Below are 25,077 nucleotides of genomic sequence, written 5' to 3' on the forward strand. Positions count from 1 at the left end.
GTGCCGCTGCCGCGCCCGCTCAAGGGTTCGGCCGAACCGCATTTCTCCTTTGCCGGTCTCAAAAGTGCGGTCGCGCGGGTCGTCGGGGACTATCCGCCGGAGGATATCGCTGCGTCGTTCCAGGCCGCGGTGGTCGATTGCCTGATCGACCGCACGACCAGGGCGCTGAACGGTCTGAGGGTCACACCCACCGCGCTGGTCGTCGCGGGCGGGGTCGCGGCGAACGGCGCGGTCCGCGGCGCACTGCAGACGCTTGCCGCGGCCCGCGGCCTGCGGTTCGTCGCGCCGCCGCTCTGGCTGTGCACGGACAATGCGGCGATGATCGCCTGGGCCGGGGCGGAGCGGTTCGCCGCCGGACTGACCGATCCGCTCGACACCGCGGCCCGCCCGCGCTGGCCGCTCGATCCCGACGCCGAGGCGGTACGCGGTGCAGGGGTGAAGGCATGAAGATCGGCGTCATCGGTGGCGGCGCCTGGGGCACCGCGCTGGCACAGGTGGCGGCGCATGAAGGTCGCGACGTGATCCTGTGGGCACGCGAGCCGGCCGTCGTCGACTCGATTAACGCGACTCATGCGAACGCGCTGTTCCTCGCCGGCGTCGCGCTGTCGCCAACGATCCGCGCGACCGGCGACCTTGGTGCGCTGGCGGACATGGACGCGATCCTCGTCGTCGCGCCGGCGCAGCATGTCGGCAGCGTGCTCGCCGCCGCGCCGATCGGCGGCATCCCACTGGTGCTGTGCGCCAAGGGGATCGAGGCGGGGAGCAAGCGGCTGGTCGGCGAGGTCGCGCGTGCGGTGCATCCCGACGCGCCGATCGCGGTGCTGTCGGGGCCGACCTTCGCGCATGAGGTAGCGGCGGGGCTGCCGACCGCGGTGACGCTTGCCTGCGAGGACGAGGCGCTTGGCGAGGCACTCGCGATCCGGCTCGCGGCGCGGCATTTCCGGACCTATGCGTCGACCGACGTCGCGGGTGCGGAGATTGGCGGGGCAGTGAAGAACGTGCTCGCGATCGGCTGTGGCGTGGTCGAAGGGGCCGGGCTTGGCCAGAATGCGCGTGCGGCGCTGATCGCGCGCGGCTTTGCCGAGATGACGCGGTTCGGGCTTGCGCGCGGCGCGCGCGCGGAGACGCTCGCCGGGCTGTCGGGGCTCGGCGACCTCGTGCTCACCTGTTCCTCGACGAGTTCGCGCAATTTCTCGCTCGGGGTGGGGCTCGGACGGGGCGAGGCGGCGGCCGCGTTGCTGGCTGATCGCCGCACGGTCGCGGAAGGCGCATTCACCGCCCCCGTGCTGGGCGAGGCCGCGCGTGACGCGGGCGTCGACATGCCGATCACCGAGGCCGTCTGCCGCCTGCTGGAAGGGACACCGGTTCGCGACGTGATCGGCGACCTCCTCGCGCGACCGCTCAAGGACGAGGCGGGCTGATTAGGAGGCGATTGCTTCATCCTCCCCCTGGCGGGGGAGGATCGGTTTAGCGCAGCACGCGCGCCGCGAGCCCCGAGCAATCCGCATCGCGCGCAGTCGGGCCCTGTTTTCCCGTGATCGCGCGGCCGATCGCCTTGAAGATGTTGCCGACCGACTTCACCTCGGGCGGAATCGTTACCGCCGGCCGCTCGATCGTGCCGGTCATATAGGCCGAGCCCGGCACGCGCAGCAGCGCATGCTGTTTCGGCGTGCCCGTCAGCCGGATGTTCAGCGTCTCGCCGGGAAACACCACGCTCCCCTGACCGCGCATCAGGCTGGCGGTCGTGTCGACGATCATCGGATCGATCCGACCATGGCCGCGCGTCACGTCGAGTTTCAGCACGACGCAGCGCAGCCCCGCGCGCTCGCCATCCTTCGCCAGCAGCGCGCGCGCCGCATCGAATCCCAGAGCCGCGGCGATTCCCTGCGGCAATTGCCCGTCACGCGCGACGAACCCGATCGTGCCGTTCGCATTGCCGACCGCCGCGCGGATCGTCGTGCCGGGCCCCCTCAGTCGTGCGCGCGCGCTGACATTGCCGCTGAACTCACCGCCGCCGCCCGCGAGATCCTGCACGCTGCTGCCGCGCAGCCGCAGGTTGATATCGACCATCGGTACCTTGCGGTCGCCGCGCTGGTCGACCGTCAGCTTCCCCTCGACCCGACCATGCGGCAATCGCGCGTCGAGGTCGCTGAGCGTCAGCAGCTGGTGGTCGATCGCCAGCACGCCCCTGGCGGACAGGATCGGCGACGCGCCCTTGGCGCTCACGATCCGCTTGATCCGGAACGCCATCCGCGCGTCGGTGGTGTCGATCTTGCCGATATCGATCCGCGTGTTGGGCACGAGCCGCGGGCCGATCGCGCGCTCGAGTGCGGCACCCTTCGCCTTGCCTTCGTCCGACGCCAGATCACCAAAATCAAACTGTCGCGACACGATCGCGCCGTCGACCTTGCTACGGCCATCCTGCTTGTCGACGCTGACATGCCCGGTGAAATCGGACCGTCCGACCACGCCCTTCAGCTGCGTGACGGTCCATTTCGGCTGATCGTGGCGGACATGCGCGGAGAATGACACCGGCTGCGTGCGGAACAACCCGGCCTCGATCACCGCGTCGATCAGCTTGAGGTCGGTCGCGCGTGCGGTCACGTCGAGCTCCATCGCGTCGGTGTCGAGCGGGTGGTCCATCCGGCCCTTCGCGATGATCGAGAGCGCGTCGCCGTCGATCGACGCGGTGAACGGCCAGGGCTTGCCCTGGAACCGCTCGACCGAAGGCCCCGCCACGGCGATCCGCACCGCCGCACCGCGGATCGTGCCGTTGCCGGCTGCGCGGATGCCGTGCACTGGATCGGCGGTGAAGCGTGCGGTAACGAACCGGTCCTGCTTGTCGTCGCGATAGGCGATCACGCTGTCGCTGATCGTCAGTCCGTCGAGGTCGGTGGAGCTCCCGCCGCCCTTCGGCTTGCCCGGGCGTTCCCAATTGGTGCGGCCGTTCCTGTCGCGGACCAGCACAAGCCGCAGTCCGCGCGCCTTCACGTCGCGCGGCCCGAACGCCCCTTTCAGCAGTGCGAGCCCGGAAAAGGTGGCTTCGGCCTCGCGCAGCCGGACGAAATCGCCCGTTCCCGCCCATTCCGCCTGCGGGATACGGACGTCGGTGATGCGGATCGTGGGGTTGAACCCGAACGTGTCGACGCGCTCGATCCCGCCAATCGTCACCGGCCGGCCGAACCGCGCGGTGAGCTGACGCTGGATCACCCCCTTGAGAGACCCCCAAGGGAAGGCGGCGAGCACGATCAACCCCAGCACGAGCACGCCAGCGACGACGATGCCGGTGATTTTCACCCAGCGTTTTGCGAAGAATCCCCTCATCCTACCGCGACGCGCCGCCGTGCGATACGTTCCGCGTGCGTCAGGACCGCTGCCGCAGATTTACCGACACAACCTCTGTCATTCCCGCGTAGGCGGGAATCCATAGGGGCGAAGCGTGCGGCCTCACCGCCGCCAACCGGGAATATGGATCCCCGCCTGCGCGGGGATGACGGATGTGGAGCAGCGCTGGATCAGGCCTCGAAACGACGAAGCGATCAGAAGTCGATCGCCATGCCCTTGAGTTCCCAGTCGCCATAGCGCGTCGGGTCGCGCGGTTCGGGGTCCTTGTCCGGCACGATCGGCTCGGGCTGTGGCACCGGTGTATCCTTCGACAGATAGGCGGGTGGCTTCACATGGTCGGGGCGCTGGCCCATCATGGCTCTCCGGATTGCGTGTTGGCGTCGTAACCGCCACATGGGGCGCGCCGTGCGACTTGCCAATGCAGCGCGCGGCACCCGAACGCGAAGGACCTTCTTATGCCCGACTATACCCACGCCCCCGAGCCGCTTGGCGTCCCCACCCGCCGCGCCGCGCTGCGCCTGCTCGATGCGGTGCTGCGTCGCGGGGAATCGCTCGAATCCGCGCTGCCCGCCGCGACCCGCGCGATCCACGGACCCGATCGCGGGCTTGCACATGCGATCGCCGCCGAGACGCTGCGCCGTCTCCCCGATCTCGACGCGATGATCGATTCGGTCACGAAGACCAATCTGCCCGATGATGCGAAGGCGCGGATGGCGCTGCGGATCGCGCTCGTCCAGGTGCTGATCCTCGGCACGCCGTCGCACGCCGCGATCTCGACCGTGCTGCCGCTGGTCGATGGCGGTCCGCGCAAGCTGGTCCACGGCGTGTTCGGGACGCTGTTCCGCGCCAACATGCTGCTGCCCGAGGTGCCAACGCTGCCCGCTCCGGTCGAGCTGCGCTGGGAAGCCGCATGGGGCGAGGAGATGGTCGACGATGCGGGCCGTGCGATCGCCGCACCACCGCCGCTCGACCTGACGATCGCCGACCCGGCCGAAACCGAAGGCTGGCGCGAGAAGCTCGGCGGCGAGAGCTTCATGCCCGGGCATCTGCGGCTGGGCGATCATGCCTCGGTCCCCGACATGGAGGGCTTTGGCGACGGCGCCTGGTGGGTGCAGGACATCGCCGCCTCGCTGCCCGCGCGCTTGCTGGGCAAGGGGGAGGGCCATGTCCTCGATCTGTGCGCGGCGCCCGGCGGCAAGACGCTGCAGCTCGCTTCGGCGGGTTGGACCGTCACCTCGGTCGACAATTCGCAGAGCCGGATCAAGCGGCTGCGCGAGAATCTCTACCGGACGCATCTGAAGGCCGAGGTCGTCAACGCCGACCTCCTCGAATGGGCGCCCGCCGAGCCCGCCGACGCGATCCTGATCGACGCGCCGTGCAGCGCGACCGGTATCTTCCGCCGCCACCCCGACGTGCTCCACCGCGTCCGCCCCTCGATCATCGCCGAGACCGCGGCGCTGCAGGCGCGGATCTTCGCGCGCGCGGCCGACTGGGTGAAGCCCGGCGGCACGCTCGTCTACGCGACCTGCTCGCTCGAACCGTCGGAGGGCGAGGCGCAGCTCGACGCGTTCCTCGCCGCGCGCAGCGACTATTCGATCGTGCCGGTCGACCAGGCCGAGCTCCCCGCCGGGATCACGCCGACCGACACCGGCACCGTCCGCACGCTGCCGGGCATGCTCGCCGAACAAGGCGGTTGCGATGGCTTCTTCATCACCCGTCTGAAGCGCGCCTGACCATTCCTCCCCCGCTTTGGGGGAGGATTGAAGGCCTTCGCACCACGTGAATCCCCCGCTAGGACACATTCATGCAACCCGTCCGCATCGCCCCCTCGATCCTGTCCGCCGACTTCGCCAAACTGGGTGAGGAGGTCCGCGCCATCGATGCGGCCGGCGCCGACTGGATCCATATCGACGTCATGGACGGGCATTTCGTCCCCAACATCTCGTTCGGCCCCGCGGTCATGAAGTCGGTGCGCGGCGTCACCGCCAAGCCGTTCGACGTCCATCTGATGATCGCCCCCGTCGACGCATATCTCGATGCGTTCGCGGAGGCCGGCGCGGACTGCATCACCGTGCATTACGAGGCCAGCCCGCACATCCACCGCTCGCTCCAGCACATCAAGTCGCTCGGCAAGCGCGCGGGTGTCGTGATCTGCCCCGGTACGCCGGCGAAGATGCTCGATTACCTGCTCGACATGGTCGACCTCGTGCTGGTGATGAGCGTCAATCCCGGGTTTGGCGGGCAGAGCTTCATCCCCAGCCAGCTCAAGAAGATCACCGCGATCCGGACGATGATCGAGAAGAGCGGTCGCATGATCGATCTCGAGGTCGATGGCGGTGTCGACGCCGAATGGGCGAAGCGCTGCATCGATGCGGGTGCGGACGCGCTGGTCGCGGGGACGTCGGTGTTTCGCGGGGGGCCGGCACAGTATGCCGCCAACATCGCGGCATTGAGGGGCGATTGACCGACCAGCCCGATCCCGTGACCGATCCAATGCTCGACGGTATCGACGAAGGACGTCGCCTGATCCGGCTCGGCGGCGACAACGGGCTGTCGCTCGCCGACCGGCTGGCGGAGCGCTTTCACCGCCTGACCTGGCGTACGCCGCTCCATGCCTTGCGGCTCAAGGGACGCTATCCGCTCAAGCTGATCGCAGTCCCCGAGGATCCGGTGCTCGGCGACATCCCGCGGGGCACGATGCTGCTCGAGGGCCTGCTGTCGTTCCGTGGCGAGGTGCGCGATATCGAGACGCTCGATCTGGCAAAGCCGTTGCCCGGTCCCTTTGCCGACTATTTCCACAGCTTTGCCTGGCTGCGCGACCTGTCGACCGTCGCAACCCGCGCACGCGGGGCACCGATCGCCGAATATCTGATGGGGCTGTGGCTGACCGCCTATGCCGACACGCCGGGCGGGATCGCGTGGCGGCCGGACCTCTGGGGCAGGCGGATCCTGTTCTGGACCGCGCATGCGCCGCTGATCCTGTCGTCGGCTGACCTAGTCTACCGCTCGAAGGTGCTGAACGCGCTCGCGCGGGGCGCGCTGCACCTCGATCGAAGCGCGGACAAGGTGCCCGCAGGCGCACCGCGGATCGCGGCATGGTGCGGCGTCGTCGCCGCCGGGCTGCTGATCCCGGGCGGTGACCCGCGCCGCGCGTTCGGTGAGGCCGGGCTGCTGCGCGCGCTCGGCACCGGGTTGTTCGACGATGGCGGTTCGGTCTCGCGCAGCCCGGCGATGCTGCTCGATTCGATCCAGCTTCTGACGCTGCTCCAGGACAGTTACCTTGCACGCAACCTGGCCTTGCCCGAGCCCGTCGCGACGACGCTCACCAAGATGGTCGCGGCGCTGCTCGGCGTGACGCATGGCGATCTTGGACTGTCGAGCTGGCAGGGCGGGGGCCCCGCAAGCGAGACTCAGGTCGCCGCGGTGATCGAGGCGAGCGGCATCCGGACCCGGCCGCTCCGCCAGGCGCGCGACTGGGGCTATCAGCGGCTGGCGGCGGCCTCCTCGGTGCTGATCGTCGACGCCGCGCCGCCACCCGTCGCACGCCTTGTCGAAGGCGGGTGCGCTTCGACGCTCGCGTTCGAATTTTCCGATGGCCCGGCGCGGCTGGTCGTCAATTGCGGCGGCGCACGAGCGGGAATCGCGCAATTGCCGCCGGCAATGGTCGAGGGCTTGCGGTCGACCGCGGCGCATTCGACGCTGACGATCGCCGACAGCAACTCGACTGCGATCCATGCCGACGGGACGCTCGGCCGCGGTGTTGCCGAAGTCGAGCTGAGCCGGCAGGAATCGGAGGCAGCGAGCCGGATCGAGGCGAGCCATGACGGCTATGTCCGGCGCTGGGGCTTTGTGCACCGCCGCCAGCTGATGCTGACCGGCGACGGCCGTGAATTGCGGGGCGAAGACGCGCTGTTGCCCAAGGGCAGCAAGCGGCGCCTGGGCCTCTCGCTGTTCGCGATCCGCTTCCATCTGGGCGCGGGGGTACAGGTGTCGCCGACCGCGGACGGTCTGGGCGCGATACTCCGCCTGCCGGGCGGCGCGATCTGGCAGTTCCGCTGCCGCGGCGGCGCGCTGGTGGTCGAGGACAGCGTCTGGATCGACGCGGACGGCCGCCCGGTCGCGACGCAGCAACTGATGATCACCGGCGAGGCCGCGGCGGGTGGCGCGAGCGTGAGCTGGGCACTGAAAAAGGCCTGAGCGCCAAACCGAGAGCGTTTACAATCACCCTCCCCGACGGAGGCCGGGGTCCAGTTGGAAAGGTGGCGATGACGAAGCGTCGTCTTAGGTTGGCGACGTTCCCCAACTGGACCCCGGCCTCCGCCGGGGAGGTGCTATATTCGTGGCGTGACGCGAGACGGCGACATCTGCGCGCGACCCGCCCCCTGTTCCCCAACGTCAACCGACGCTAAGGCCCGCCGCACGGCGAAACCCGGATCACGAAAGACCTGTCATGACCAGCATCCCGATAAAGCGCGCACTCCTGTCCGTCTCCGACAAGACCGGGATCGTCGATCTCGGCACCGCGCTTGCGAGCCACGGTGTCGAGCTGGTGTCGACCGGCGGTACCGCCACCGCGCTGCGTGCGGCAGGGCTGACGGTGCGCGACGTGTCGGAGCTGACCGGCTTTCCCGAGATGATGGATGGCCGCGTGAAGACGCTGCACCCGATGGTGCACGGTGGCCTCCTCGCGGTGCGCGACGATGCGGGGCATGCCGCGTCGATGGAAGAGCACCAGATCGTCGCGATCGACCTCGTGATCGTCAATCTCTACCCGTTCGAGGCGACCGTCGCCAAGGGCGCGGACCGCGACACGGTGATCGAGAATATCGACATAGGTGGCCCCAGCATGGTGCGCTCGGCCGCCAAGAACCATGCCTATGTCGCGATCGTCACCGATCCCGCAGACTATGCGCTGGTCGCGGGCGGCAGCACGACGCTCGACGACCGCAAGCGCCTCGCCGCCAAGGCGTTCGCGACCACCGCCGCCTATGACTCGGCGATCGCGACCTGGTTCGGCACGGTCGATCAGGGCGAGCAGTTTCCGGCCACGTTGCCGATCACGCTCAAGCGCGGCGATGCGCTCCGCTACGGCGAGAACCCGCACCAGTCGGCGGCCTTCTACACCGCGACCGATGGCGTCCTCGGCATCGGCCAGGCGCGTCAGGTGCAGGGCAAGGCGCTGAGCTACAACAATTTGAACGACGCGGACGCCGCGCTCGAGCTCGTCGCCGAGTTCCGTGATGCCGCCCCCTCGGTCGTCATCGTCAAGCACGCCAATCCGTGCGGCGTCGCGACCGCCGCGACGCTCGAGGAGGCCTATGCCGCGGCGTTCGCCTGCGACACCGTGTCGGCGTTCGGCGGGATCATCGCGGTCAACCGCCGTCTCGATGTCGAGACCGCGCGCGCGATCACCGGCATCTTCACCGAAGTCGTCGTCGCACCCGATGCCGATGAGGAGGCGATCGCACTGTTCGCCGCGAAGAAGAATCTGCGTCTGCTTCTGACCGGCGACCTGCCCGATGCGGCGCGCGCAGGGCTCACCGCCAAGTCGATCGCGGGTGGCTGGCTCGTCCAGGGGCGCGACAACGGCACGCCTGGCGAGTTGCAGGTGGTGACGAAGCGCCAGCCCACGGCGCAGGAGCTCGCCGACTGCCGCTTCGCGTGGACCGTCGCCAAGCACACCAAGTCGAACGCGATCGTCTATGCCAAGGACGGCAGCACCGCGGGCATCGGCGCGGGGCAGATGAACCGCCTCGAATCCGCGCGCATCGCTGCGTGGAAGGCCAAGGATGCGGCGGACAAGGCGGCCTGGGCGACGCCGCGGACGATCGGCGCGGCGGTTGCCTCCGACGCGTTCTTCCCGTTTGCCGACGGGCTGCTCGCGGCGGTTGAGGCAGGCGCGACCGCGGTGATCCAGCCGGGCGGATCAATCCGCGACGCCGACGTGATCGCGGCGGCGGACGAGGCGGGGCTGGCGATGGTGTTTACCGGGATGCGCCACTTCCGCCATTGATCGCCGGCGGCCCCCCGGCTTCGGGGGGCCGGATCAGCGGACCGGGGACCCGCTCCGCGGCAGCGTCGCTTCGCTGGGCTCGGGGGTCTTGGCGAACAGGGCGCGGTCGGCGGGCCCGAACGCCCATTTCCACAGGATGAAGAGATAGGTCGCGGCGATCGCCGGCTCGCCGACCGCGAGTTCGACCCATTCGAGCCGCTTGGGCAGCGCGGTAAAGCCCGCGCCCACGACGATCGCCGCAAGCGCGGCCCAGACCAGCGGCCAGCGCCACGGCGAGACGCTCGCGCCGAGCAGGCTTCCGAGCAGCCGCGACTTGATCACCGAGGTCAGCGCGACCGAGATCATGAGCGCGATCGCGGGTCCCGCAGCCTGATAATTGACCGGATAGCCGAGGCGGCGGATCGCGAAGATCAGCGTGAAGCTGAGGCCGATCTGGAAGGCGAGCATCACCGCCGAGATCATCAGATTGCGGTGCCGCGCGATATAGACGAGCGCGGATTCGCTGACCGCGCCGCTCGAGGCGAGGAATTCGGCGGTCAGCAGGAAGGCGAGCGCGGCGGTGCCAGCGACGAATTGCGGCCCGACCACGCCCATCACCGCCTCGCCGGGAATCGAGCCCATCAGCGCGAGGCCTCCCTGTGCGGCCATGATCCAGAACGCGACCTGGCGGACCTGATTGGCGATCGCTGCGCGGTCGTTGATCGCAAGACTCTGCGTGATGACGGGGCCGAGGATCGGGTCGAAGCTCGTCTTGAGCTTCTGCGGCAGGCTCGCAACCTGTTGCGCCATATAATAGATGCCGACGACCTTGGGCTCGAACATCACGCCGAGGATGAAGCGGTCGACGTTGCGGCTGCCCCATTCGAGGATGTCCGCGCCCGCCAGTGGCACATTGGCGCGGGCGAGCGCATAGAGCGGGCGCAGATGCGGGGACCAGCCGCGCGGCAGCCCGTAGCTTCGCACGAACGGCACGAGGCTCGCGATCAGCGCCGCGGTCATCGACGCGACATAGCTGAGCACCAGCCCGTCGCGGATCGTGAAATAGGAGAAGGCCCAGGCGGCGATCGATATCGTCCACGGCTCGACCACCGCACGCGCGGTGACCGCGGCCTTGACGTTCAGCCGATAGGCGAGTGCCGCCAGGCTGACGTCGGACCAGGCGACCGCGACGATGATGAGCGGCAGGAACCGGTCGAGCCCGGTGATCGCCGTATTGGGGTACATGATCTCGGGGAAGGTGAAGAGCACCGCGCTCGCGATCAGCGACGCGACGAACGCCACCGCCATCGCATCCCACACGACATAGGCGTGCGGCCGCTCGGTGCTGCTCAGCGCCTGCGCAAGACCGCGCTTGAGGCCGAGCGTCGCCAGCAGCGCGGCGAGTTCGACCACCACGACCGCGATCGCGAACCGGCCGACCAGGTCCGGGCCGTAGATGCGTCCCGCGATGAACAGAAACGGGATGCGCGCGGCGAGGCGGAGGACGAAGCCCGCAATGTTGGTCCGACCGCCCTTGGCGAGCGTGTCGATGTCCTTGGTCGATTCGGTCACGGGCGGGCGCCGCTGGTGCGCCGCGCCGCGGCAAAGCCGCGTCGTCGGTCGGAGCGAACGCTCCGCCGGCCGCGCTTGTGCGAGTCAGCCGGGCGTGGCCGGCTGCCGCCCTGCGCGATCAATGCGCTGCGCCCCAGCTCAGGCCCGTGCCGATCTCGATCCCCAGCGGCACGTCGAGCGACACCGCCGGCTCGGCCGCGGTCGCCATGACGCGTTCGATCACCGGCTTGGCCGCCTCGACATCGCCCTCGGGCAGTTCGAACACGAGTTCGTCGTGGACCTGAAGCAGCATGCGTACGTTCGGCAACCCGGCTTCGAGCAGCGCCGGCCCCATGCGGACCATCGCGCGCTTGATGATGTCCGCGCTCGTCCCCTGGATCGGCGCGTTGATCGCGGCGCGCTCGGCGCCCTGGCGTTCGTGCTGGATCTTCGAGCGGATCCGCGGGAAATGCGTCTTGCGACCGAACAACGTCGTCGTGAACCCGGTCGCGCGGACGCTTTCGGTGGTGTCGACGATGTAGTTGGAGATGCCGGGGAAGCGATCGAAATAGCGGTCGATCATCGCCTGCGCCTCGTCCGCGGACACGTCGAGCCGGCCGGCGAGCCCCCAGCGCGAGATGCCGTAGAGGATTGCGAAGTTGATCGTCTTGGCGCGACCGCGCGTGTCGCGGTTGACCTCGCCGAACAGCTCCTGCGCGGTTAGGCTGTGGATGTCGTCGCCGTTCGCGAACGCCTGCTTCAGCGCGGGGACGTTCGCCATGTGAGCGGCCAGTCGCAGCTCGATCTGCGAGTAGTCGGCGGCGAGGATCACGTTGCCGGGCTCGGCCACGAACGCGTCGCGGATCTGGCGACCGATCTCGGTGCGGATCGGGATGTTCTGCAGGTTCGGATCGGTCGACGACAGCCGCCCGGTCTGCGCGCCGGTCAGCGAGTAGGAGGTGTGGACGCGACCCGTCGCCGGGTTGATCTGCGCCTGCAACGCGTCGGTATAGGTCGATTTCAGCTTCGACAGCTGGCGCCAGTCAAGCACCTTGCGCGCGATCACCGCGCCGGGCGAATCCTTGTCGGCGGCGATCCGTTCGAGTTCGGTGACGTCGGTCGAATAGACGCCCGACTTGCCCTTGCGGCCGCCCTTGATGCCCATCTTCTCGAACAGCACGTCGCCCAATTGCTTGGGGCTGCCGATCGTGAACGGTGCGCCGGCGAGCGCGTGGATCTCGGTTTCGAGGCTCGCCATCTGCGCGGCGAACTCGGTCGACAGTTTCGACAGTTTCGCCGCGTCGACCTTGATCCCGTGCATCTCCATCTGCGCGATGACGGGGACGAGCGGGCGGTCGACCATCTCGTAGACGCGCGTCGAACCCTCGGCGGGCAGGCGGCGCTTGAACCGCCGCCACAGGCGCAGCGTCACGTCCGCGTCCTCTGCGGCGTAATGGGTCGCGGCCTTGAGGTCGATTTCGTTGAAGCTGCGCTGCGACTTGCCGGTGCCGACCACGTCCTTGAACGCGATGCAGGTGTGCGAAAGGTGCGTCGCGGCGAGCTCGTCCATGCCGTGGCCGTGAAGCCCGGCGTCTAGGTCGAAGCTCATCAGGATCGTGTCGTCGAACGGCGCGATCGTCACGCCACCGGTGGCGGCATAGGCGCGGGCCAGCACGATCATGTCGTATTTCAGATTATGGCCGATTTTGATGATGCTCGGATCCTCCAGCAGCGGCTTCATCTTCGCCAGCACGACCGCGCGGTCGATCTGGACCGGATTTTCCGCGAGCAGATCGGTGCCGCCATGCGCGATGGGTACGTAGCAGGCGAGGTTCGGATGCAGCGCCAGACTGATCCCGACGAGGTCCGCCCGAGTCGCGTCGATCCCGGTCGTCTCGGTGTCGATCGCGATCCAGCCCTGGTGTTTTGCCAAGGTGATCCAGCGGTCGAGCGCCGCCTCGTCGACGACGGTCTCGTAATCGTCATGCTTGCACGGCTCGTCCGCGTCCATGTCCGCGACCACGGTCGACTCGGCGACCGGGGCTTCGGCGACGGCCGACAATTTGGCGATCAGCGACTTGAAGCCGTGATGATCGAGGAACGCGCGCAAGGGGGCGTCGGGGATGCCCTTGAGCTCGAGATCCTCGAGCGGCTCGGGTAGCGCGACGTCGCATCGGAGCGTGACCAGCACCTTCGACAGCCGCGCCATCTCGGCATGCTCGATCAGATTGTCGCGCAGCTTGCCCTTCTTCATCCCCTCGGCGGCGGCGAGCACCGATTCGAGGTCGCCATGTTCGAGGATCAGCTTGGCGGCGGTCTTCGGGCCGACGCCGGGGACGCCGGGGACGTTGTCGACGCTGTCGCCCATCAGCGCGAGCACGTCGCCGAGCTGCGCCGGGGTGACGCCGTGGAATTTCTCCGCGACATGCTCCGCGCCCAGCCGGCGGTTGTTCATCGTGTCGTACATGTCGAGCCCGGGCTCGATCAGCTGCATCAGGTCCTTGTCCGACGAGACGATCGTGACCGACCAGCCCTGCGCCAGCGCAGCCTTCGAATAACAGGCGATGATGTCGTCCGCCTCGAGCCCCTCCGTCTCGATGCACGGCAGCGAGAAGGCGCGCGTCGCGTCGCGGATCATCGGGAACTGGGGGACGAGATCCTCGGGCGGGGGCGGACGCTGCGCCTTGTACTTGTCGTAGAGATCGTTGCGGAACGTCTTCGACGACTTGTCGAGAATGACCGCCATGTGCGTCGGGCCATCGGCCGCGTGGACCTCGTCCGCGAGCTTCCACAGCATCGTGGTATAGCCGTACACCGCGCCGACCGGCTCGCCATGCTTGTTGGTAAGCGGCGGCAGCCGGTGATAGGCGCGGAAGATATAGCCGGAGCCGTCGACGAGATAGAGATGGGGCATCGCGCGCGGTCTAGCGGATGCGCGCGCGCGGACCAATGGGCGAAGCGTGGTTGTTGGGTATCAGGTGTGAGGAAAATCTCAGACCGACGGGCGGGCGCCACCGGCATGCGCGGCGACCGCGGCGGCGACCGCCTGGATCAGCATCTGGCGTTCGCGGATCGGCCGCAGCGTGTCGCCGATCATCACCGCGATCGCATAGCGCTTGCCGTCGGGTGCAGTGAGAAGTCCGACATCGTTGAAGCCGGCGTTGCGGGGACCGAGATCCTGGCCGGTGCCGGTCTTATGCGCGATCCGCCACCCCGCGGGCAGCGCGGCGCGCAACCGCGCGCGGCCGGTGACCGACGCGCCCATCGTGTCGAGCAGGACCTGGGTCGAGCTGGCGCTGAGCAATTCGCCCCGCGCGAGCCGGGCCAGCGCATCCGCGATCGCGATCGGCGCGGCGCCATCGGGCGGATTGGCGACATAGGCGTCGAGTGCGGCGGCGCGGATCTGCGGATCGAGCCGTGCGCGGGCGACCGCAAACGCGTTGCCGAGCGCATAGGCGGGCTGCCAGACGAGCCCCGCCGTCCCGCTTTGCAACAGCCGCTCGCCCGGACCGAAGCGGATCTCGCCCAGCTGTTTGCGCAGGATCATGCCGCGCACCGCGCGCGGGCCGCCGACATAGCTCAGCAGCCGGTCGTTCGCGGTATTGTCGCTATGCGTCAGCGCACGCCTGAGCAATTCGCCGACGGTGGTGTGATAGCCGTCGCCGGTGACGAGCATCGCGATCGGCTGATGGAACAGCGTCAGATCCTCCGCGCGGACGACGACCGGATCCTCGAGCTTCGCCTTGCCCTGGTCGCGCAGGTCGAGCAGCGTGATCGCGACCCAGAGCTTGCTGACCGATTGCTGCGGCAGGCGCTGGCGTCCGCCGGCCTCGACCGTCCAGCCCTCGTCCACCGCGCGGATCGCGATCCCCGCCTTGCCCGCAAAATCATGGTGCAAGGCGTCGATCGCCGTGACGAGCGGAGCGGGCGCGGCACGGGTGGCGCGTGCTTTGGGCAATGGGACCGGGACCGACACGCTGGTGGTCCCATCGCCCTGCGGCGCGGCGCCGGTCGCACCGGGGCGTGACGTCGAGCCACAGCCGTTCAGCGCGAGCGCGATGCCGCCGGTCACGAAAAGACGCGCGAACCTGCCAATTGCCATGGGTGTCGGATATCCTGCGATAGCGCTACGATCCTGATACGGTCCGGACTGCCGCGATACGCCCCGCGCGCCCGGCTGCGACGAACTGCACGTCCGATGCGCCGGGACGCGGAACGTCAGGGCGTCAGGACCGTGTCGATCGCCTCCGGCAGCATCTGCGGATAATCGAGCGTGTAGTGCAGCCCGCGGCTTTCGTGACGGTGCAGCGCCGAGCGGACGATCAGTTCTGCGGTCTGGAGCAGGTTGCGCAGTTCGATCAGGTCGGGCGTGACGCGGAAATGCTGGTAATATTCGGCGACCTCCTCGTTCAGCATCGCGATCCGGTGCTGTGCGCGTTCGAGCCTTTTGGTGGTGCGGACGATGCCGACATAATTCCACATGAAGCGGCGGATCTCGGTCCAGGTCTGCTTGATCACCACCTCCTCGTCCGAATCGGTGACGCGGCTTTCGTCCCAGGGACGGATCGGCGGCGGCGGGGGCAGGCTGTCCCAATCGGCGGCGATGCTGTCCGCCGCGGCCTCGCCGAACACGAAGCATTCGAGCAGCGAGTTGGACGCCAGCCGGTTCGCGCCGTGCAGCCCCGACTCGGTGCACTCGCCCGCCGCATAGAGCCCGGGAAGGTCGGTCTTGCCATGCTCGTCGACGACGATCCCGCCACAGGTGTAATGCTGGGCGGGGACGACGGGGATCGGCTGCGTCGTCATGTCGATACCGACCGTCAGCAGCTTTTCGTGAATGTTCGGAAAATGATGCCGGATGAAGTCGGCGGGCATGTGGCTGATGTCGAGATGAACGTAATCGAGCCCGTAGCGCTTGATCTCGGCGTCGATCGCGCGCGCGACGATATCGCGCGGCGCCAGCTCCATCCGGACGGGATCATAATAGGTCATGAAACGCTTGCCGGTGGTCGGGTTGATCAGCCGCCCGCCTTCGCCGCGCACTGCCTCGGTGATCAGGAAATTCTTGACCTCCAGATTGTAGAGGCAGGTCGGGTGGAACTGCATCATTTCCATGTTCGACACGCGCGCGCCCGCGCGCCAGGCCATCGCGATGCCGTCGCCCGTCGCGCCGCGTGGCGCGGTCGAGAACAGGTAAGTGCGGCCCGCACCCCCGGTCGCGAGGATCGTCGCGCGCGCCGTGTAGAGCGCGACGCGTCCGGTGCCGCGGTCGACCGCATAGACGCCCCAGACCCGGCCTGCGCCCGAATAGCGCATCTCGTGCCGCCCGGTGGCGAGGTCGATCGCGACCTGGTCGGGGACCAGCGTGATGTTGGGGTGCGCTTCGGCGGCCCTCTGCAGCGCCTCCTGCACCGCCCAGCCGGTCGCGTCGGCGACATGGACGATCCGCCGATGGCTGTGGCCGCCCTCGCGCGTCAGGTGCAGCGCGTTCCCTTCGGTCTCGAAGGGCACGCCGAGATGCGTGAGCCGTTCGATCGCGGCGGGGGCGCCCTCGACCACCATCTCGACGATCCCGCGATCGTTCAGCCCGGCGCCGGCGACCATCGTGTCCTCGACATGATTCTCGAACGTGTCGCCGGGTTCGAGCACCGCGGCGATCCCGCCCTGTGCCCAGGCGGTCGACCCTTCGTTCAGAGCCCCCTTGGCGAGCACGGTGACGGTGAAACGGTCGGCGAGGGTGAGCGCGGCGGTCAGCCCGGCCGCGCCGGAGCCGATGATGAGAATGTCGCTGGTCATGCGGCTCGGGATCCGGGGCAGGGGACAGGGTGATGTGGGGTCCTGCTGTTGCACGAAAGCGGGACCACAGGACAGGGGGTGTTCGGATCGATTTCCCGACTTACACTTGGCCGCCCTTCTTCGTCTCCGGCATCGCGATCATGTAGAGCAGGAACCCGGCCCCCGCGATCGCCGCGAGCGTTAGGAAGTTCGCGCTGTAGCCTGCCCAGACAATGATCGATCCCGCCAGCGTCGCCGACAGCGCTGCGCCGAGCCCCTGCGTCGTCGCGACCGCGCCCTGGCTGACGTTGAACCGGCCGCTCCCCTCGGTCAGGTCGGCGATCACGACGGGGAACAGCGCGCCGAAAATGCCCGCGCCGACGCCGTCCAGTGCCTGCACGCCGACCAGCCAATAGGGATCGTCGGACAGCGTGTAGAGCGCGCCGCGTGCGGCGAGGAACCCGAAGGCGACGAGGAACAGCGGTTTGGTGCCGAGCCGTTCGGCATGCCGGCCGACGAAGATCGCGACGGGCACCATCACGAGCTGTGCCGCGACGATGCACGCGGCGGTCAGCGACGTCGCCTGATCCTTGCCGACGGTGCGCGCGAGTAGCTGGCTGACCGAGGTCAGCATCGCGGCATTCGCCAGATGGAAGAGGAACGCTATCACCGCAAAGGTCATCAGCGGGCGGTTATCGATCAGCGTCTTCCAGCCGCTTGGCTCGTCGCAGTCCGCATCGGGCTCGCAGTCGAGGCCACGCGCGACGGCATTGTCGATATCGTCGTTGTGGAGCCGCGTCGCGGTGACGATGCTGGCGACGGTCAGCGCGCCCATCAGCCAGAAGACCACGACCGGTCCGAACGTCCAGGCGAGTACGCCCGCGAGCCCGGCGGACACCGCATTACCGGCATGGTTGAACGCCTCGTTACGGCCGACCCGCTTGGCGAACATCTTTGGCCCGACCAGACCGAGCGTGATCGCCGAGATTGCGGGGGCGAAGATCGCGCTGGCGACGGCGGCGACCGACTGGGTGATGGTCACCACCGTGAAGCCCGTGACGAACGGCAGCGATACGCTGGCCAAAGTTACCAGCAACGCTGCCACCATGACGATCCGCGGCTTGTTGCGGCTCTTGTCGATCAGGCTGCCGGCGGGCGTCTGCGCGATCAGGCCGACGATCCCGGCGATCGTCAGGACCAGCCCGACCGTCGCCTCGTTCCAGCCATGCGCGGGACCGCGGACCGCGACCAGATAGATGGCGAGATAGGGCCCGAGCCCGTCGCGCACGTCGGCGAGGAAGAAGTTCAGCGCGTCGAGCGTACGTCCCGCCGGCGCATGACGGTGCGGGGCCTTGCCGCCGGGGGGGTGGCGGGAGGGCAGGGAAGCGGAGAGGGTCGCCATGGTCGGTCCTTGGTCCTGGAAAAGAGGGGGCGGCAGAGAGGAGCGTCGAGGGTCAGCCGATCAGCAGGCGCGTGCCGAGCGCGGCGGCGAGCGCGGGAATCATCGTTACCGCGCCGACCTTCAGGAAGCGCAGGAACCCGACATCAAGGCCTTCGCGGCGGATTGCCTGGAGCCACAGGATCGTCGCAAGCGACCCGGTGATCGAGAGGTTGGGGCCGAGATCGACGCCGATCAGCAGCGCATCGACGACGACGCGTGGTGGCTGCGCCTGTGCGACCGCGGTGCTCGCGATCAGCCCGGCGGGAAGATTGTTGACCAGGTTCGACCCGAAGGCGAGCAGGGTCCCCGCGGTCAGGGCTGCACGCGCCGGATCGGCGGCCTCTGCTCGCAACCACGCAGCGACGTGGCCGATGACGCCGCTATGATCGAGCGCCTCGACCAGCACGAACAGCCCGGCGACGAGCGGCAGCACGCTCCACGACACGTCGCGCACGACCACGAGGGGTGACATGCGGACCAGCAGGCAGATGGCGAGCGTCGTCGCGACCCCCGCGATGCAGGTCGGCAACCCCAGTTGCACGTCGAATGCCGAGGCCAGCAATAGCACGACCGCGGTGACGACGATCCCTGCCAGCGCCGCCTTGCCGCCGAGGGTCAGCGGCGTGCGCGCGATCTCCGTCTCGCACTGCCCGACGAGCCGCGCACGCTCGGTCCAGCGGAGCGCGCCATAGGTCACGACGATCGCCGCCACCGATGGCAGCGCGAACGAGGCGAACCACTGGCCGAGCGGGGGCATCGTGCCGCCATAGAGCACGAGGTTCGCCGGATTGGAGATGGGCAGCACGAAGCTTGCCGCGTTGGCGATGAGTGCGCAGGCGAACAGCAGCGGCAACGGATCCGCCTTCGCCTTGCGCGCGGCGGCATAGACGGCGGGCGTGAGCACGACCGCGGTGGCGTCGTTCGACAGGAAGGTCGTGGTGACGATCCCGGTGACGTAGACGAGCGCGAACAGGCGGACGGGCGACCCCTGTGCACCGCGCGCGGCGGTCGCGGCGATCCAGTCGAACAGGCCCTGCTGGCGCGCGGTCTCGCTGAGCAGCATCATGCCGATCAGGAAGAGATAGACGTCCATGCCCTTGCCGACCGCGGTCAGCCCGGCAGCGAGTGGCAACAGACCCAGCGCGAGCAGCGCGACCGCGCCGGCGACCGCCCACACCGCTTCGGGCAGGCGGAACGGGCGCGCGATCACCCCGGCCGTCGCCGCCGCGCAAATTGCCCAGGTCAGGCCAATCCCGGGTGTCACGCGCAGCGTCCGTCGCATTTTCCGACGCGGCACCGATCCGGTGCGACACGGCAGTCATAATCGCCACGATGACCAGCATAGCCGGTCATCATCCTGGTCCTCGCCATGGTCTTTTCAGACTAGGCGGCGTGATCGGGAAGTGTTGTTGCCCTAATAGTAATGTTATGCATCGATCCGGCCCCTGACATGACTTGCGGACAACTGGTGTCAGGCGCGACAACACAGCAGCAGGGGCAAAGGGCCCCGCCGCGATCGTGACAAATCGTTCATGTGGCAATCGGACCCGGATCGACGGGTTTATCGCCTGTTCCCAGCAGCTTGATTGCAGCGGCTGGGCAGCGAGCGGCAAGGCCGGGGCCCGTCCGTCAGGACGTGGCCCCGGCGTCGCGGGTCGATCAGAGGAAGCGGTTGATCAGGTTTTCGAGGCGCTCCTGCTGGCCGGAAACCGGCTTCGGATCGATGTCGCGCTCGACCGCGAGATCGGCGATACCGGCCAGATCGAGCCCGCCGATCGTGCTGCCGAAATCACCGTCCCAGCCGGCATAGCGCTTGGCCTTGATCGCATCGACCCGACCATCCTCGATGATCGCGGCAGCGGCGAGTAGGCCCTTCGCGACGACGTCGATGCCGCCGACATGGCCGTAGAACAGGTCGGCCGCGTCCATGCTCTGGCGCCGGACCTTGGCGTCGAAGTTGAAGCCGCCGGTGGTGAAGCCGCCGCCGCGCAGGATCTCGACCATCGCCAGCGTCAGTTCCTCGACCGAATTGGGGAACTGGTCGGTATCCCAGCCATTCTGCGGATCGCCGCGATTGGCATCGATCGACCCGAAGATGCCGAGCGCGTTGGCAGTCGCGATCTCGTGTTCGAAGGTATGCCCCGACAGCGTGGCGTGGTTCGCCTCGATGTTGACGCGCACCTCGTTCTCGAGCCCGTAGCGCTTGAGGAACCCGTACACCGTCGCGGTGTCGAAGTCGTACTGGTGCTTGGTCGGCTCGTGCGGCTTGGGTTCGATCAGGATCGTGCCGGTGAAGCCGATCTTGTGCTTGTGCTCGACGACGAGGCTCAGGAAGCGGCCGAAATTGTCGAGTTCGCGCTTCATGTCGGTGTTGAGCAGCGTCTCATAGCCTTCGCGACCGCCCCACAGCACATAGTTCTGGCCGCCGAGGCGATGCGTCGCCTCGAGCGCGTCGCGGACCTGCAGCGCGGCAAAGGCATAGACTTCGGGATCGGGGTTGGTCGACGCGCCGGCCGCATAGCGCGGATGGCTGAACGCGTTGGCGGTGCCCCAGAGCAGCTTGCGGCCCGACGCGGCCTGGAGCTGTTCGAGATGGTCGACGGCTTCGGCGAAAAAGCGGCGATGCTCGGTCACGTTGGCGGCATCCGCCATGACGTCGACGTCGTGGAAGCAGTAATAGGGCACGTCGAGCTTCTTGAAGAAGTCGAACGCGACCTCGCGCTTGTGCGCCGCGGCGGCCGAGTCGTTGGCGCCGGCATGCCAGGGGCGGTTGAACGTGCCCCCGCCGAACACGTCCGACCCCGGCCAGCAGAAGGTGTGCCAGAAGCACGCGGCGAAGCGCAGATGCTCCTCCATCGTCTTGCCGAGCACGACCTTGCTCTTGTCGTAATAGCGATAGGCGAGCTCGTTGCTGCTGTCGGGGCCCTCATATTTGATCTGGGGGATATCGGCGAAGAAGTCGGACATCGGGGATTCCTATGACTTGGGGGTGATACGGGGATAGGCCTGGCGGAACGCCGCCTTTTTCTCGGCGAGCGCGGCGACGAGTGCGGGGTCGGGGGCGATGCGGTGCGACACGGGCGGTGCGACGCAGACGGTCGCGGGATCGCCGCCATCGACACCGAGCTGCGCGAGCCGTGCGGCACCAAGCGCGGGGCCGACCTCGCCGCCCTGGAGATAGACGAGTTCGACCTCCATCGCCGCGGCGAGCACCGCGCCCCAGTAGCGCGAGCGCGCGCCGCCGCCGATGACCGCGAGGCGTTCGACCGTCGTCCCCGCCGCACGCAGCACGTCGAGCCCGTCGGCGAGCGCGAAGGCGACGCCCTCGAGCACCGCCTGCGACAGACGGCCGGCATCGGTGTCGTTGTCGAGCCGGAGGAACGCGCCGCGAACCTCGGCATCATTGTGCGGCGTACGCTCGCCCGACAGATAGGGGAGGAAGATCTCGGGGCCGCTGGCGGGACCGGCGGCTTCCGCCCGTGCGAACAAGTCGGCCGGGCCGGTCGCGCCGGTGATCCTCGCCACCCAGTCGATGCACGACGCGGCCGACAGATGGACCGACATCTGGTGCCACATGCCCGGCAGCGCGTGGCAGAAGGCATGGACCGCGCTATCGGCGTTGGGGCGGAAGTCCTTGGTAGCGACGAAGATCACGCCCGAGGTGCCGAGCGACAGCAGTGCATCGCCGTCCGCGACCACGCCGACGCCGACCGCACCCGCGGCATTGTCGCCACCCCCCGCCGCGACGGGGACCGGCGGCATGCCCCAGAGTTCGGCGACCTCGGCGGTCAGCGTGCCGGTGATCTCGGAGCCTTCGTACAGCCGTGGCATCTGCGCCTGCGTCAGTCCGCACGCGGCCAGCAGCGCATCGCTCCAGCTCCGCGCGGCGACGTCGAGCCAGAGGGTCCCTGCGCTGTCCGACAGGTCGGACGCCTTGTCGCCGGTCATCAGCAGGCGGACATAGTCCTTGGGCAGCAGCACGGTCGCGATCTTCGCGAAGATCTCGGGCTCATGCTCGCGCACCCAGAGCAGCTTGGGCGCGGTAAAGCCCGGCATCGCGATGTTGCCCGCGATTTTGCGCAGGTCGGGCACCGCACGCTCCATCGCTTCGCACTCGGCAAAGCTGCGGCCGTCGTTCCACAGGATCGCGGGGCGTAAAGGGCGGTCGTCGGCGTCGAGCAGGGTCGCGCCGTGCATCTGCCCGGCAAGCCCGACGCCGCGGACCGAGCGGCGGACGGCCGGGTCGATCGCCTGGACCGCCGCGGTGGTCGCGTGCCACCACGCATCGGGATCCTGTTCGGACCAGAGCGGATGCGGCCGCTGGACGCTCAGCGCGGCGACGCCCTGGCCGACGACGCTGCCGGCCTCGTCGAGCACCACGGCTTTTACGCCGGAGGTGCCGATGTCGATTCCGAGGAACATTAGTTGACGAACGGATCGATGGTGGGGATCGAGCCGTCGGGCGCGAACTTCAGCTCGGTCACCTTGACGTTGCGCAAGTGATTCTTGTTGCTCAGCTGCGTGTCCGCATAGAACAGCCACCATTTCTTGTTCCACTCGATGATCGAATGGTGGCTCGTCCAGCCCTGTACCGGCTTCAGGATATGCCCCTTGTAGGTGAACGGCCCGTACGGGTTGTCGCCGGTCGCATAGTTCAGGAAGTGCGTGTCGCCGGTCGAGTAGGTGTAGTAATATTTGCCACCGCGCTGGAAGACCCAGGACGCCTCGAAGAAGCGCCGCTCATGATCGCCGCCGAGCACGGGCTTGCCGGCCTCGTCGAGGATCTGGACGTCGCGCGGCGTTTCGGCAAAGCTCTTCATGTCGGGGTTCAACCGCGCGATCTTGCCCGACAGCGCGGGCTGGTCGTCCTGGCCGAGATCGGTGTCGGAGCCGTTGGGATCGAACTTGCCGTCCTTCCAGCGCTGCAGCTGGCCGCCCCAGATGCCGCCGAAATACATGTAGCTGGCGCCGTTCGCGTCGGTGAACACCGCGGGATCCATCGAGAAGCTGCCCGCGATCGGCTTGGGGTCCGCCTTGAACGGGCCGACCGGGCTCTTCGACGTCGCGACGCCGATGCGGAAGGTGCCGAGCCCGTTCTTGTCGAGCTGTTTGTCGCGCACCGGGAAATACAGATAATAGGTGCCGTTCTTATAGGCGGCGTCGGGCGCCCACATCTGCTGCGACGCCCAGGGCACGTCCTTCACGTCGAGCGCGACGGGGTTCACCTTCACCGGCCCGCCGATCCGGTCCATCGACAGCACGCGGTAATCGCGCATCGCATATTGGTTGCCCAGATCGTCGTCGGCGGTCGTCACGTCGATGTCGTGGCTCGGATAGACGTAAATTTTGCCGTTGAAGACATGCGCGGACGGGTCAGCGGTGTAGATGCTGGTGACCAGCGGCTGCGACAGATAGCGCTTGCCCTCGGGGCTGCGCGGTTCGCCCTGCGGTTTGGCGGCGGACTGCGCCGTCGCGGTCCCGCCCGTGAACAGCGCGGGTGCGAGACCCGCCAGCACGGGAATGACCAGAGCGGAGACGGCCAGCAACGGGACCGCGCGCGCACGGCGGGCGGGCATGGGGAAACGGAGGCGCATGACCTTATGATCCTTCCTAAGAGCTGGTCTTCTACGAGACCTGTCCTCCGCCGGGGCGGGAGATAGCGCTATCATATCCCTCTCGTGCGCCGGAGCAAGGGGGTTCCGCATCGTCGCGCACGAAAAATACCCCATGAAAAGAGCGGCAGGCGTCTCGCAACGGGGCGAGCCGTCCACCGAGGCCCGACGACGATGACCGACTCGGGATCGGATCGCGTGGGGCTTTGCCGCGTCAAGGGGGTGCGCTAACGGTTGGTACATGAACACTTCCTCGATCGGCCGCGTCAAGACGTCGCGGCGCACCGGCGGCGCGCCGACCATCAGCGACGTCGCGCGACTCGCCGGGGTCTCGCCGATGACCGTGTCGCGCGTGATCAACGGCACGAGCAATGTGCGCGCCGCGACGCGCGACGCGGTGACTCACGCGATCGCGACGCTGAACTATGCGCCCAATCCGGCCGCGCGCAGCCTGGCCGGGGCGGGACAGGTCCGCATCGGCCTGCTCTACAGCAACCCGAGCGCGGGCTTTCTCAGCGAGTTCCTGCTCGGCAGCCTCGACCAGGCGGCGCGCAGCGACGTGCAGATCATCATCGAGAAATGCGACCTGGGCGAGCACGAGATCGCGGTGACGCGTCACCTGATCGAGGGCGGGATCGACGGCATCATCCTGCCGCCGCCGCTGTGCGAGGCGGATGCGGTGCTCGACCTGCTGGCGGCGGCGCAGGTCCCGACCGTGTCGCTGGCGAGCGGGCTGCCCGTGCCCGACATGCTGGCGATCCGCATCGACGACCGCGAGGCGGCGCTGACGATGACTCGGCACATCATCGCGCTGGGCCATCGCCGGATCGGCTTCATCACCGGCAACCCCAATTTGTCGTCGAGTGCGCGGCGACTCGAAGGCTATGCGGCGGCACTGGACGAGGCCGGGATCGCACGCGACGACTCGCTGATCGCGCACGGGCTGTTCACCTACCGATCGGGGCTCGATGCGGCCGAGACGCTGCTGGGGCTCGCCGAGCAGCCATCGGCGATCTTCTCGTCGAACGACGACATGGCGGCTGCGACGGTCGCGGTCGCGCATCGGCGCGGCCTCGACGTGCCGGGCGACCTGACGGTGTGTGGGTTCGACGACACGACGCTGTCGACCGCGATCTGGCCCGAATTGACGACGATCCACCAGCCAATCGCGGACATGGCGCGGTCGGCGGTCGAAATGCTCGCCTCGACCATCCGCCGGTCGCAGGCGATCGATCCGCAGGACCGGCACAAGACGTTCGATTTCACGCTGATCCGGCGCCAGTCCGACTCGGCACCGCGGCGCAGGCCCAAGGTCTCCGTCGACTGATCCGTCGCCTGCCCCTGATCAATGATAGCGATAT

General features: G+C 68.3%; 17 protein-coding genes and 1 pseudogene. 7 read left to right on the plus strand and 11 right to left on the minus strand.

Annotation, left to right across the window (positions count from 1 at the left end; genetic code table 11):
* Positions 1-447 (plus strand): annotated as a pseudogene (locus sphst_RS03920) (tRNA (adenosine(37)-N6)-threonylcarbamoyltransferase complex transferase subunit TsaD); the annotation flags it as partial.
* Entirely contained in the window at positions 444-1,421 is a 978-nt protein-coding gene (locus tag sphst_RS03925; RefSeq protein ID WP_107045198.1) for an NAD(P)H-dependent glycerol-3-phosphate dehydrogenase, read from the plus strand. The pseudogene sphst_RS03920 and the gene sphst_RS03925, both read left to right, overlap by 4 nt.
* A gap of 46 nt (positions 1,422-1,467) precedes the next feature.
* Here the strand turns inward: sphst_RS03925 and sphst_RS03930 are convergent, their stop codons facing one another.
* Positions 1,468-3,297: an AsmA family protein gene (locus sphst_RS03930; RefSeq protein ID WP_234387317.1), complete on the minus strand. Its 1,830-nt coding sequence runs from the start codon at positions 3,295-3,297 to the stop codon at positions 1,468-1,470.
* A 242-nt stretch (positions 3,298-3,539) separates the two neighbouring features.
* Positions 3,540-3,698, minus strand: a complete 159-nt coding sequence (locus sphst_RS03935) for a DUF1674 domain-containing protein (protein WP_081874308.1) — start codon at positions 3,696-3,698, stop codon at positions 3,540-3,542.
* A gap of 102 nt (positions 3,699-3,800) precedes the next feature.
* Here sphst_RS03935 and sphst_RS03940 point away from each other — a divergent pair, with 102 nt between their 5' ends.
* From sphst_RS03940 to purH, 4 genes are all read left to right on the plus strand, one after another.
* Positions 3,801-5,078: an RsmB/NOP family class I SAM-dependent RNA methyltransferase gene (locus tag sphst_RS03940; protein ID WP_107045199.1), complete on the plus strand. Its 1,278-nt coding sequence runs from the start codon at positions 3,801-3,803 to the stop codon at positions 5,076-5,078.
* Between the two features lie 71 nt (positions 5,079-5,149).
* Positions 5,150-5,809: a ribulose-phosphate 3-epimerase gene (gene rpe / locus sphst_RS03945; RefSeq protein ID WP_031396295.1), complete on the plus strand. Its 660-nt coding sequence runs from the start codon at positions 5,150-5,152 to the stop codon at positions 5,807-5,809.
* Between the two features lie 29 nt (positions 5,810-5,838).
* A complete protein-coding gene (locus sphst_RS03950) occupies positions 5,839-7,542 on the plus strand; it encodes a heparinase II/III family protein (protein WP_031396296.1) in 1,704 nt (567 codons plus the stop codon).
* Between the two features lie 253 nt (positions 7,543-7,795).
* Positions 7,796-9,358 carry a bifunctional phosphoribosylaminoimidazolecarboxamide formyltransferase/IMP cyclohydrolase gene (gene purH / locus sphst_RS03955; RefSeq protein ID WP_031396297.1) on the plus strand — a complete coding sequence of 521 codons (1,563 nt, stop codon included), beginning with the start codon at positions 7,796-7,798 and terminating at the stop codon, positions 9,356-9,358.
* A gap of 33 nt (positions 9,359-9,391) precedes the next feature.
* Here the strand turns inward: purH and sphst_RS03960 are convergent, their stop codons facing one another.
* The 9 genes from sphst_RS03960 to sphst_RS04000 form a co-directional block, all read right to left on the minus strand.
* On the minus strand, positions 9,392-10,909 hold the full coding sequence (locus sphst_RS03960) for a lipopolysaccharide biosynthesis protein (RefSeq protein WP_056406599.1): 1,518 nt from the start codon (positions 10,907-10,909) through the stop codon (positions 9,392-9,394).
* 118 nt (positions 10,910-11,027) lie between these two features.
* The gene (polA, locus tag sphst_RS03965) at positions 11,028-13,802 is read right to left on the minus strand and encodes a DNA polymerase I (RefSeq protein ID WP_031394223.1); all 2,775 of its coding nucleotides are present in this window, start codon (positions 13,800-13,802) and stop codon (positions 11,028-11,030) included.
* Between the two features lie 78 nt (positions 13,803-13,880).
* On the minus strand, positions 13,881-14,990 hold the full coding sequence (locus sphst_RS03970; RefSeq protein WP_199848905.1) for a serine hydrolase: 1,110 nt from the start codon (positions 14,988-14,990) through the stop codon (positions 13,881-13,883).
* Positions 14,991-15,106: 116 nt separating this feature from the next.
* The gene (gene nadB / locus sphst_RS03975; protein ID WP_031395164.1) at positions 15,107-16,684 is read right to left on the minus strand and encodes an L-aspartate oxidase; all 1,578 of its coding nucleotides are present in this window, start codon (positions 16,682-16,684) and stop codon (positions 15,107-15,109) included.
* Positions 16,685-16,784: 100 nt separating this feature from the next.
* Positions 16,785-18,065 carry an MFS transporter gene (locus sphst_RS03980; RefSeq protein WP_031395163.1) on the minus strand — a complete coding sequence of 427 codons (1,281 nt, stop codon included), beginning with the start codon at positions 18,063-18,065 and terminating at the stop codon, positions 16,785-16,787.
* A gap of 52 nt (positions 18,066-18,117) precedes the next feature.
* Positions 18,118-19,368: an arsenic transporter gene (locus sphst_RS03985; protein WP_031395162.1), complete on the minus strand. Its 1,251-nt coding sequence runs from the start codon at positions 19,366-19,368 to the stop codon at positions 18,118-18,120.
* Between the two features lie 395 nt (positions 19,369-19,763).
* The gene (xylA, locus tag sphst_RS03990; RefSeq protein ID WP_056406591.1) at positions 19,764-21,071 is read right to left on the minus strand and encodes a xylose isomerase; all 1,308 of its coding nucleotides are present in this window, start codon (positions 21,069-21,071) and stop codon (positions 19,764-19,766) included.
* A gap of 9 nt (positions 21,072-21,080) precedes the next feature.
* Positions 21,081-22,526, minus strand: coding sequence for a xylulokinase (gene xylB, locus sphst_RS03995; RefSeq protein ID WP_056406590.1), 1,446 nt, complete (start codon positions 22,524-22,526; stop codon positions 21,081-21,083).
* Positions 22,526-23,680: a glycoside hydrolase family 43 protein gene (locus sphst_RS04000; RefSeq protein WP_031394104.1), complete on the minus strand. Its 1,155-nt coding sequence runs from the start codon at positions 23,678-23,680 to the stop codon at positions 22,526-22,528. The genes xylB and sphst_RS04000 overlap by 1 nt, the downstream gene beginning before the upstream one ends.
* A gap of 277 nt (positions 23,681-23,957) precedes the next feature.
* On the opposite strand from sphst_RS04000, the gene sphst_RS04005 reads away from it, so the two are divergent.
* Positions 23,958-25,043 carry a LacI family DNA-binding transcriptional regulator gene (locus tag sphst_RS04005; RefSeq protein WP_031394103.1) on the plus strand — a complete coding sequence of 362 codons (1,086 nt, stop codon included), beginning with the start codon at positions 23,958-23,960 and terminating at the stop codon, positions 25,041-25,043.
* The last annotated feature ends 34 nt before the right edge of the window (positions 25,044-25,077 follow it).

Origin of the sequence: Sphingomonas sp. STIS6.2, assembly GCF_000732685.2 — a bacterium.
In the GTDB taxonomy this organism is placed as follows: Bacteria; Pseudomonadota; Alphaproteobacteria; order Sphingomonadales; family Sphingomonadaceae; genus Sphingomonas; species Sphingomonas aerolata.